Origin of the sequence: Pseudomonas sp. Snoq117.2 (assembly GCF_900110545.1) — a bacterium.
Lineage (GTDB): Bacteria > Pseudomonadota > Gammaproteobacteria > Pseudomonadales > Pseudomonadaceae > Chryseomonas > Chryseomonas benzopyrenica.
The window spans coordinates 1-9,504 of the sequence record NZ_FOED01000033.1 but is presented as its reverse complement, the minus strand read 5'-3'; the positions used below and the strand labels follow the sequence as shown (position 1 = coordinate 9,504).

10 protein-coding genes and 2 pseudogenes are annotated in these 9,504 nt (G+C 57.5%); 10 read left to right on the top strand and 2 right to left on the bottom strand.

Annotation, left to right across the window (positions count from 1 at the left end; translation table 11 throughout):
- A partial coding sequence (locus tag BMZ43_RS25615) for a transposase (protein ID WP_143075342.1) occupies window positions 1–259 on the bottom strand: 259 nt, incomplete at its 3' end.
- Window positions 260–327: 68 nt separating this feature from the next.
- On the opposite strand from BMZ43_RS25615, the gene BMZ43_RS25610 reads away from it, so the two are divergent.
- The 5 genes from BMZ43_RS25610 to BMZ43_RS25595 all read left to right on the top strand — a co-directional run bounded on the left by BMZ43_RS25610 (window position 328) and on the right by BMZ43_RS25595 (window position 6,138).
- Window positions 328–531 carry a hypothetical protein gene (locus BMZ43_RS25610; protein WP_093257780.1) on the top strand — a complete coding sequence of 68 codons (204 nt, stop codon included), beginning with the start codon at window positions 328–330 and terminating at the stop codon, window positions 529–531.
- A gap of 70 nt (window positions 532–601) precedes the next feature.
- A complete protein-coding gene (locus tag BMZ43_RS25605) occupies window positions 602–2,230 on the top strand; it encodes a hypothetical protein (RefSeq protein WP_231357459.1) in 1,629 nt (542 codons plus the stop codon).
- Between the two features lie 65 nt (window positions 2,231–2,295).
- Window positions 2,296–4,413, top strand: a complete 2,118-nt coding sequence (locus tag BMZ43_RS26790) for a TM0106 family RecB-like putative nuclease (protein WP_218189471.1) — start codon at window positions 2,296–2,298, stop codon at window positions 4,411–4,413.
- The gene (locus tag BMZ43_RS26785) at window positions 4,410–5,696 is read left to right on the top strand and encodes a DEAD/DEAH box helicase (RefSeq protein WP_218189470.1); all 1,287 of its coding nucleotides are present in this window, start codon (window positions 4,410–4,412) and stop codon (window positions 5,694–5,696) included. The genes BMZ43_RS26790 and BMZ43_RS26785 overlap by 4 nt, the downstream gene beginning before the upstream one ends.
- Before the next feature lie 229 nt (window positions 5,697–5,925).
- On the top strand, window positions 5,926–6,138 hold the full coding sequence (locus tag BMZ43_RS25595) for a hypothetical protein (RefSeq protein WP_177344868.1): 213 nt from the start codon (window positions 5,926–5,928) through the stop codon (window positions 6,136–6,138).
- 194 nt (window positions 6,139–6,332) lie between these two features.
- Here BMZ43_RS25595 and BMZ43_RS25590 read toward each other — a convergent pair whose 3' ends face one another.
- Window positions 6,333–7,208, bottom strand: a complete 876-nt coding sequence (locus BMZ43_RS25590) for a BrxR family helix-turn-helix transcriptional regulator (protein ID WP_093257771.1) — start codon at window positions 7,206–7,208, stop codon at window positions 6,333–6,335.
- Between the two features lie 119 nt (window positions 7,209–7,327).
- Here BMZ43_RS25590 and BMZ43_RS25585 point away from each other — a divergent pair.
- The 5 genes and pseudogenes from BMZ43_RS25585 to BMZ43_RS25565 form a co-directional block, all read left to right on the top strand.
- A pseudogene (locus BMZ43_RS25585) lies at window positions 7,328–7,586 on the top strand (hypothetical protein).
- A gap of 9 nt (window positions 7,587–7,595) precedes the next feature.
- Entirely contained in the window at window positions 7,596–8,648 is a 1,053-nt protein-coding gene (locus BMZ43_RS25580; RefSeq protein ID WP_093257768.1) for an ADP-ribosylglycohydrolase family protein, read from the top strand.
- Between the two features lie 46 nt (window positions 8,649–8,694).
- Complete coding sequence (locus tag BMZ43_RS25575) at window positions 8,695–8,895, top strand: hypothetical protein (RefSeq protein WP_093257766.1); 201 nt, start codon at window positions 8,695–8,697, stop codon at window positions 8,893–8,895.
- A gap of 137 nt (window positions 8,896–9,032) precedes the next feature.
- Window positions 9,033–9,263, top strand: a complete 231-nt coding sequence (locus BMZ43_RS27040; RefSeq protein WP_256563534.1) for a copper resistance protein CopC — start codon at window positions 9,033–9,035, stop codon at window positions 9,261–9,263.
- A 2-nt stretch (window positions 9,264–9,265) separates the two neighbouring features.
- A pseudogene (locus BMZ43_RS25565) lies at window positions 9,266–9,504 on the top strand (copper resistance protein CopD); the annotation flags it as partial.

The window sequence follows — 9,504 nt, the reverse complement described above, 5'->3', positions numbered from 1 at the left end:
CTGCCGCGTCTCTTAAAAAATCACGTTCCTTGGTCACCCGGGCCAACTCACGCTTGAGGCGGGCTAGCTCCTCATCTCGCGGACTACCGGTTCCGGGAAAGGCCTTTTCTGTGCCTGGTTGTGCTTCTCGAACCCAGCGTGTGAGCAGGTTCGGAGCTACACCAATCTCCAGGGCCACTTGTCGACAGCTCGCCCCTGAACGACGAACCAACTCGATGGCTTCCCGCTTGAATTCAGGACTGTATTTCTTGCGCTTCATGAACACTCCTTCAGCTCGGTATGAGCTTACTCGAAAGTGTCCGTGCTAACGGGGTAGAACCCCTCGTCATGAGCGTCGGGTTTGTGGGCATGATGGATGTGCAAGCCACCGGCGATATGGTCGAGCGGATGCAACAGCAGGCGGAGGCTATGGCGCAGTTGATGGCTCAGGTGGTGATGTATGTGGCGCCAGCCGGGATTGCCCTGGCCTACGGTCTGGTCGCTTATGACACGGTGCGGTCGGGAACTGGCCGTAGGTTGGCGGCGCGTTGACCTAAACGCTCTTCAAAAAAAACGCAGCCCCGGCTGTGCCTGTCTTTCATGCCTAACGCAGACATTTTAAATGCCAATCGCCGCTGGCGTTGAAAAGCGTCTATTCAAGGCATTAGAACCTGCTCGCTTTGTTTACCTGTATGAACAGACAACGTGGAAGTGGCCTACCATTTTGCTTAGGGTATGGCCATTCGACATTGCCCGCAAGGCGGCCTGCATGAAGCGTGAACAGTTCCTGGCACAACCCGAAGTGGAATCTTTCGTTGCATGGCTGGCAGCCAACTTGCCGGCGCTCACGTTCAAGCTGCGCTTCAAGTCCAGCAAGTTTGTACCTGGCGGTTTGACGGTTGAAGTCCAGGGGATTGAGCGGATACTTGAGCTCTATCGCTGGAAGGCAAGCTGGCACGACTCCAACCAGAGTGTGGTTGAGTCTGAAACCTGGGCTGAAACCCAACGCTCTTTGGGGCAACTGCGTGAGTGGCTGACGAGTGCGGTCAACGCAGGTGATGATCAACAAGCGCTTCAGGCGTGTTTGCAGATTCTTCGTTGGGGTGGCGTGCGGGGCGCCATTCCGTTCTTGCACCGGTTGGCGGCCAAAGGCGAGTTGTCGGGCTACCTGAAAAAGATGGCCGGACTTATGACGCTCGACGGTGACAATGACCTGGATGACCTCGACGCTAGCAATGTCGAGCGTTTCGATTCTGGCCTGACCAAGATTCACGCCTTGCTCGATTTGTCCGGTTCTCCAATCTATGACAGCCGTGTGGGCGCTGCGATTGCCATGTTGTATTCGCTGTTTCGCCAGCATTGGGCAGAGCGTGGTAAACCCTTGCTGATGTTCCCTTCCGGCGGCGCGCGAGGCAGCCAGATCCGCAACCCGGGAGCGTTCCTGAACAGCGTGGCGGCGCCACAGTTTTCGACGATCGACTATGCCGAGTGGGCGCGTTGGCAAGTGCGCTTGGGCTGGATTATCCGAGCGCTGCTCGAGCGTACCAACTGGTTTGCTGGGCAAGGGATTCTCCCCGCGCGTTGCCATGCCTTCGAGGCCAGCCTGTTCATGCTTGGCTATGATCTTCGCTGCTTTGGCCTGGCGCTGGCGTCTGATTCCACAGCGGGTGAGCCAGAAGTCGAGACGCAGGACCGTGAGCGTGGTGGCAATAGTTGGGTGCCCACGGGTCATCCTTTCAGCCAGGTTCTCAAGGATTATCTGGCCTTCCGCTACAGCGGTGCACTCGATAACAAAGATTCGTTTGTTGAATGGCTGGTGGCCCAGCCGCGTGACGAGAAGCCGCTCACGCGTACCACTGCACAGGGCTACTGTTTTCCGTTTTCCATTGAAGAGTTCGACTTGTTCGGCCGACCGCTTGCACAGCTTGAGCGCATCGTCGCCGGTGGTGAGGACGGATTGCGTGCGGCCCTTGCTACCGAGGCCCTCGAGCCGTTCACAGTCGGTGAAGAGCGCGTCAGTGTCTGCCTGGTGGATGTGTTGATCACGGGCAACGCGTATGCGCGAGCGACGACCGACAAGGGTCGTGTCGACTACATCGTGAGTACCGGCTATGCCGGTACCGAGAACTCTGCAAGGACACTCATGGCCCTGGGGCGCAACGTGGGCAAGCACTTCGGCCTGCTTGATGCGCAGCACTTGCCAACGAGCCTGTTCGAGCAGTTTTACCAGGATTGCTCGCTCGACGCCTGAGCCACACACGCAACATTTGCGCAGCATCATGTGCCCCTTGGCCTTTCACAGGATGGAATACAACCATGCAAACCCGGAACGGCGTTCAGTTGTATTCCGCCTCAGACATCTGCGGTTTTCTGGAGTGCCAGCACCTAACGGCACTGGACCTCCAGCATCTTGTTGCCCCGATGGAAAAAGCGCCGGCAAGCGATCAGAACCGCCTGATCCACGGCAAGGGGCTCGCTCATGAAGCGGCGTTTCTTGAACGACTCAAACGCGAAAATGCTCACGTAGTCGACGTTGCCGAGGGAAATTCGAGTTTCCCGCGGCGGGTGGAACTGACCATTGAGGCCATGAAGGCTGGTGCGGACATCATCTTCCAGGCTTCGCTTCAGGAAGGTGCTTTCATTGGGCACGCCGACTTCCTGCGTAAGGTGCCGCAGGCTTCGGCGTTGGGCGATCACAGCTATGAGGTAATCGACACCAAGCTGGCCAAGTCTGCAAAGGCCAAGTTCCTTGTGCAGGTTGCGCTTTACTCGCGAATGCTGATTTCGATCCAGGGCGTACAGCCGCAGTTCATGTATGTCGTACTGGGTGATGCTGCGCGTACGGAGCAGGCATTTCGGGTCGCTGACTATGCCGATTATCTGGAGCAAGTGCTGCAGCGTTTCACGGCGTTCGTGAACAGTGACGGACAACCTGTGACGTACCCGGAGCCATGCGGACATTGCGGGTTTTGTGTGTGGCGCGATCGCTGTGACGAACAACGGCTGCAAGACGATCACCTCTCGGCAGTCGCCGGCATCAGCCGCTCGCAAATCAAGAAATTGCAGGCTGGTGGAGTGACCACATTGCAGCAGTTGGCGAACAGTACCGATGACTTGCGCATCCCCAAGTTGCAAGTGGAGTCGCTGGGCAAGTTGCGCCATCAGGCGCGTTTGCAGTTCCAGGGGCGCTCCAGTGATGGCCCGTTGTTCGAGTTTCTGCCGGTCGTGGGGAAAAGGCGTGGTTTTAGCCGAATGCCCACGGCGGTTGAGGGGGATCTGTTTTTCGACATGGAGGGCAATCCGCTGGAGGAGGGCGGCTTGGAATATCTCTTCGGTCTGTATATCGACGAAGGTGGCCAACAATCCTTCAAACCCTTCTGGGCACATAGCCGAGAGGAAGAAAAGATCGCGTTCGAGCAGTTCATCGACTGGGTCATCGCCCATCTCAAGCGTTACCCCAGCGCACATGTCTACCACTATGCCAGCTATGAAGAGACGGCCCTCAAGCGCCTGATGAGCCAGCACGGTACACGCGAGGCACAAGTGGACTGGTTGCTGCGCAACGGCAAGCTGATCGACCTCTACAAGGTCGTGCGCGAAGCGATCCGGGTGTCTGAGCCCAGCTACTCGATCAAGAACATCGAGCATTTTTACATGGGGCCGCGCGACGGCGACGTTACCAATGCCGGTGCGAGCATCGTGTTTTATGAGCGTTGGAAAGAGACTGCCGAGTCGGCGTTGCTCGAGCAGATCGAGCGGTACAACGAAGACGACGTGCTATCCACCTATCTTCTGCGCAACTGGCTTTTGAGCATTAAACCTTCGGATGCGAGCACTCTCTCCGAGCCTGAAGCAGAAAGCGAGAAAGCTGTAGCGGAACAAAAGGAGATCGAGGTTCGTCTGGAAAGCTATTGCGATCGTTTGCTCGCTGGCTTGTCCGCCGCCGAATGTGCTCTGAGCGAAGCGGATCAAGTCAGGCTGCTCACCTTCCAACTGCTCGATTTCCACCGTCGGGCAGACAAGCCGACATGGTGGCAGTTGTTCAGTCGTCAGGACATGACCACTGAGGAGCTGCTGGAGGATATCGAGAGCCTGGCCGGTTTGCGGCGTACAAAAACGTCGCCCGAACCGAGCAAGAAATCATTTCTGTTTGAGTACAGTTTCGAACCTCAAGAAAGCAAGATGCGCACGGGTTCCCAAGGCGTCATCACCGAGTCTCTGGCCAATGTGCAGTTGGTTGACCTGGACAGTAACGCGTGTCTGGCGATGTTCAAAGCCACCGCGAACAAAGCGCCACCGGATGACTTCGACATGATTCCCGGCAGGCCGATTCCATCGACTTCGCTGCGCGAGGCACTGTTTCGCTATGCCGACAGCGTCTTGGCCGGTGAGCAGCGCTTCCAGGCGGTGGCGATCGACGCGTTCCACGGGTGAAAGACGTCCAGCCGGGTGCGCCACTGCTGGATCCACGCCTGACGACGACGGATGCCATCAAGCAGGTGGTACGCAACCTCGAGAACAGCGTGCTGTTTATTCAGGGGCCACCGGGTGCCGGCAAGACCTACACGGGCTCGCACGTCATTGTTGACCTGCTCAAAGCAGGCAAGCGCATCGGTGTGACCTCCAATTCGCACCATGCCATCGACAACCTGTTGGCTGCTGTTGAGTCTCGGGCACAAGCAGAGGGCGTTGCATTCAAAGGGTTGAAAAAGTCATCGGAGGGAGATGGCACTGAGTTCACTGGTCGCTGCATTCGCTCCATCGAAGACAAAAAGGATTTCCTTCACGCCTGGGGGCCGGGAATTGACCTGACTGCGGGTACCGCCTGGCTATTTGCCGACGAGACCTTCACCGAGGCGTTGGATTACCTCTTCATCGACGAGGCCGGTCAAGTGAGCGTGGCGAACCTGGTCACCATGGGCATTGCGGCACGCAACATCGTCTTGATGGGCGACCAGATGCAATTGTCGCAACCAGTGCAAGGCGTGCACCCTGGCCGTTCCGGTGACTCTATCCTCGATTATCTGCTGGATGGCACGCCCACCATTGCGCCTGACCGTGGGGTGTTTCTGGCGCAAACCTGGCGGATGCATCCGCACGTTTGCTCATTCATTTCTCATGCGGTGTACGAAGGCCAGCTGTCGTCGGCACCAGGAGCCGAGCGGCAGGTGTTGCGACTGGATGGCCAGCGCCCGGAGGTACCGGGCAGCGGACTGATGTTTTGCCCTGTGGAGCACGACGGCAACGGCCAGAGTTCCGATGAAGAAGCTGCGTACGTCAAAGCGCTGTACACGTACTTTCTGCAGCAGCGCTATGTGGATAACACTGGCGAGGAGCACGCGGTGTCTCTCGAAAACATCCTGGTCGTGGCGCCCTACAATTTGCAGGTACAGCTATTGAAGCAAGTGCTGCCGGCGGGTGCGCGCGTCGGCACTGTAGATAAGTTTCAGGGGCAAGAGGCAGAGATTGTCATCGTCTCGATGGCGACGTCGAATGAAGACTACCTGCCCAGGGACATCGGCTTCCTGTACTCGAAAAACCGTTTGAATGTGGCGGTCAGTCGGGCGAAGTCGCTGGCTTGTATCGTCGCCAGTCCTGATCTGACGGCCATTCGTTGCCAGACGCCGCAAGACATGAACCTGGTCAATGGCTTGTGCATGGCGGTCAGGTACGGAGCGGTCGAAGAAACCCGTCAATCCCAAGAGGTTGTGCTATGAAGAATCTGTTCGCAATTATCGGTGTCATCGTCGTTGCCAAGAAGGGCTACGAGTTTGTCCGTGAGTACATGGAGATGAAACAGGAGCTGGACCGACGTGACGCTGATTCGGCCTGACAAACGCCGATAACGTCGACAACTCCGTCCTTTTTTTGCTTCCAACGGGTGTCTGCTTGGGCCAAGTTGGCGCGGCCGCTCAGCTAAGGTCCCATTTCAATGCGAGGTTCGTGATGTGTAACGATCAAGAGGATGGTCACTCGGGTGACCCGGCACCTGCGCAAGTTGAAACCGAGGGTGAGGTCGAATACAGCGAGGAGTTCGCCGCCATGATCCTGGAGCAGGAGGCGAAGGGCTGCTTTCAGGAAATTGATGTCGATGACATGCTCGCTCTGCTCGACCGCATGATCATCGAGGCCCAAGGTATGGGGCGGAAACTACAGTGACTGGGGACAGCCCTGACTGTTGATACAGATGTCGCCAGCCGGTATGGCTGAAATCCTCGACGGCTGGATCTCTTCTTGCTGCCCGCGGGTGAGTCGTCCTCCGAATAGGGTTGAGCAGATACACCCGCGGCTGAACGAGCATTAGCTGGCCATCGACTCGGGACGTCATGCCCCTCGTCTCAGGAATTTGAGCGTCAGTCATTCATCAGCCACGGCCTCAGTTCCTTGAGGTTGCTCACCACAATTTGCTGGGCCTCAGGGCTCGTTGCCAGATTGCGCGGGTCGATCCGATAACGCATCAACACATACTTCACCAAGGCCCTGCGGCTGGGCACCACCAATTGTCCTTGCGTCATCCCGAAGTCGGTTTCGATGATTGCCTTCTGTGCCTCGTTTAATCGCCCATCGGGCTCGAAGATAACCGGAATCTCGACATTCCAGTCTTCATCCAGCTCCCGTGTGTTCGGCGATTCGTCGAGCAAGTCCGGCTGCCCGCGCAGGCGGCTGAGCACGAAGTCGCGGTACTGGCCATTCTTTTCGCAGTAGGCCCGCACATGCCAGCGCATGCCGGTGTACACCAGCGTGTGAGGAGCGATGAGGCGAACCTCTACGTTCGGGGTATTGAACGACACGTACTCGGTTTCCAGGCGCAGGCCTTCGCGGCAGGCCTTGAGCAAGGGGCGCAGAATCTCCGGTCGAATGGGGCGATCCGGCACTTCCAACACCTTGGTGTGCGCATAAGCCAGTGCCAGTCCATCAATGTGCGGGGCACGCTCATTGTTCTGATAGAGCAGGTGCAAATAGGCGCTGGCACTGTCGTCGATGAACAGGGGTTTGAACTGCTTGCTCGGCACATACCCTTTGAGCTGCTTGTCATATGTCAAGTTTTTGGGCGCATGCTCGGTGATGTAGGTATTGATGTCCTTGGATGCCTGCTGGCGGCTGATGCCAAAGCTCTGCATCAAGTGCCCCGTGGTCAGCCTGCCTTCCCACCAGACAACGGTCTCGATCAAACGATAGCGAAGTGCCAGGTCCCAGCGTACCTGTTCAACGGAGTGCTTGCGTTTCATACCCTCTCCATGTGCGCGAATACTTTACCTGTATAAGTCTACATTCTAGACCTGTCGTTGATCACTACATATCGTGTGTCTGTCTTCTAAATAAATTGAAGTCACGAAAGGATGTGGACATGACTATGTCTGAAGCGGTTTCGACCGGGGGCGTTGGTGTTGATCGGGGTGATCCTGACGGTGTACCTGATGCAGTACCTGAGGTTGCGAGAAATCTGGCATGTGGCGCTTGGCTGCCGCCAGGACGCACGTTGGGCGCGGATCTGGGAGATGGAAAACCGGGAGCTACGTTCGGCACTGCGTGCTGAGAAAGCGCACATCGAGCAGTTGCAAAGCAAGCTGGTGATTTTGCAGAACTTGATCTCTGCAGAGCGATAAGGGAAGCGCATGAACAGACTTGAACGGATCAAAGGCTGCCTGCTGGGTGGTGCTGTCGGAGACGCGCTTGGCGCCCCCGTGGAGTTTCTTGAGTGGCCTGCCATCGAGGCCAAGTTTGGTCCGCAGGGCATCATTGATTTTGCCCCGGCTTACGGCAACACCGGCGCCATCAGCGACGAAACGCAGATGATGCTGTTCACCGCAGAAGGTTTGCTGCGCGCTTTTGTGCTTGGCAGTTTACGGCAGACGTGCCATGTCCCGAGCATTGTTCACCAAGCGTTGCTGCGCTGGCTGATGACCCAGGATTACCCCTCTGCGATACCGATCGTCACAGATGGCTGGCTGATCAAGCAAGTCGAACTCTGGTCTCGTCGCTCCCCAGGCACAACTTGCCTGAATGCACTAAAGGCCAGCGCGCGGTTGGGAGCGGTTGCCGAAAACAACAGCAAGGGCTGCGGCGCCTTGGTACGTGTTGCACCCTGTGCATTCTTTGCCAATGCATTTGACTACGCGGCGCAGTCTGGGCGCCTGACGCACGGGCATCCGACGGGCTACCTGGCGGCAGGGCTATTCGCCGACATTCTTCAGCGTGTTGTCGAAAGGCAAGACAGCCTGGAACACGCGGTAACTCAAAGCTTGGCCAAATATGGGCAAGTACCTGGTATGGAAGAAACGCGCAGCCTCATCGAGCGCGTGCTGTTTTTGTACTACGAGGGCTATACACCCACCCCGCAACGCATTGGCGACCTTGGCGGTGGGTGGGTTGCTGAGCAGGCGCTGGCGATTGGACTGTGGTGTGCGCTGACAGCACGATCACTCGAAGAAGGGGTGATCACGGCGGTGAATCACAGTGGCGATAGCAGCAGCACAGGGCTTGTCGCCGGGCACTTGTTGGGTGCCCAGTATGGTGCTGCTGCCATTCCTGCCCGCTGGTTCGAACGCCTGGAACTGCGCCAGGTGATCGTGCAGGTAGCCGAGGATCTTGAGCGTGTTCCACGTGATTACTGCGGGGTTGGTGGCGCGTTCGACGAGCAGATCGAATTGGCTTATCCGGGCAGTTGAATGCACGGACGGCAATACATCAGCGAAGAGACCAAGGAGATTTAGAATGCCCATCAAACCCAGGCCCTTCACCTTTGAATGTGAAGGATGCGGTTGGACAAAGACAGTGGCATCGCAAAGTGATGCGCTGATGGCCGGCGAGTGGTTTGACCAGTGCCCGAGGTGCGGGAGCAAGGCACTGAAGATGCGCACCGCAGGGTGGCTTGAAGGGGCGTTGGCGGAGTTGCTGGCGCGGCGACGATTTTGAGCGCACAGGCCAGGGCTCAGCGCCCTGGCCAGACACGTCCTGCCAGCAGGCATGCCTGGGTTAGTAACACGCTGTGTGCCGGCGTTTACCGGCGTATTCGAGTGCGAAGGAAGTCATCAGACTCGACAGAGGTTCTGATGCGAACGAGTTCGCAAACCTCCAGGGCTTTTCGAGCGGCCAGCTTGAGTGTTCGACGAAGGCCTTCGCATTCATCAACGAGTTTTTCCAGCCCGGAAGAATCGAACATTTGCTCCATGGTCATTGCACCTGCCTCGCCTTTGACGGCCGGCACCTACAAGGTCGATTGGCGGGCAGTGTCATCAGATACCCACCCCATCACCGGTAGCATGACGTTCAAGGTCAAGTAAACATGGAAGATCCATCCAGCATCGGACTTCGCTTCGCGTTGTATGCCGATTTGATGATGCTGTTCGGGCTGGCGCTCTTCGGCCTCTATAGTTTGCGTGGCCCTGAGCGCCGCTCGGGCATGGTATTGCCCTTCCTGCCTCTGCTGGCTACAAGCGCGGCGACGGGCCTCTTGCTCTCGGTCGTGTCCATGGTGCAAATGGCCAAGGCTATGAGCGGGGTGGCGGAATGGGGCGAGGCCAT

Bases quoted from the DNA above. Each gene is read 5' to 3' on its own strand.
- BMZ43_RS25610 (WP_093257780.1), top strand. From the start codon at position 328: ATGAGCGTCGGGTTTGTGGGCATGATGGATGTGCAAGCCACCGGCGAT.
- BMZ43_RS25580 (WP_093257768.1), top strand. From the start codon at position 7,596: ATGAACAGACTTGAACGGATCAAAGGCTGCCTGCTGGGTGGTGCTGTC.
- BMZ43_RS26790 (WP_218189471.1), top strand. From the start codon at position 2,296: ATGCAAACCCGGAACGGCGTTCAGTTGTATTCCGCCTCAGACATCTGC.
- BMZ43_RS25575 (WP_093257766.1), top strand. From the start codon at position 8,695: ATGCCCATCAAACCCAGGCCCTTCACCTTTGAATGTGAAGGATGCGGT.
- BMZ43_RS25595 (WP_177344868.1), top strand. From the start codon at position 5,926: ATGTGTAACGATCAAGAGGATGGTCACTCGGGTGACCCGGCACCTGCG.
- BMZ43_RS25605 (WP_231357459.1), top strand. From the start codon at position 602: ATGCCAATCGCCGCTGGCGTTGAAAAGCGTCTATTCAAGGCATTAGAA.
- BMZ43_RS25590 (WP_093257771.1), bottom strand. From the start codon at position 7,208: ATGAAACGCAAGCACTCCGTTGAACAGGTACGCTGGGACCTGGCACTT.
- BMZ43_RS27040 (WP_256563534.1), top strand. From the start codon at position 9,033: ATGCGAACGAGTTCGCAAACCTCCAGGGCTTTTCGAGCGGCCAGCTTG.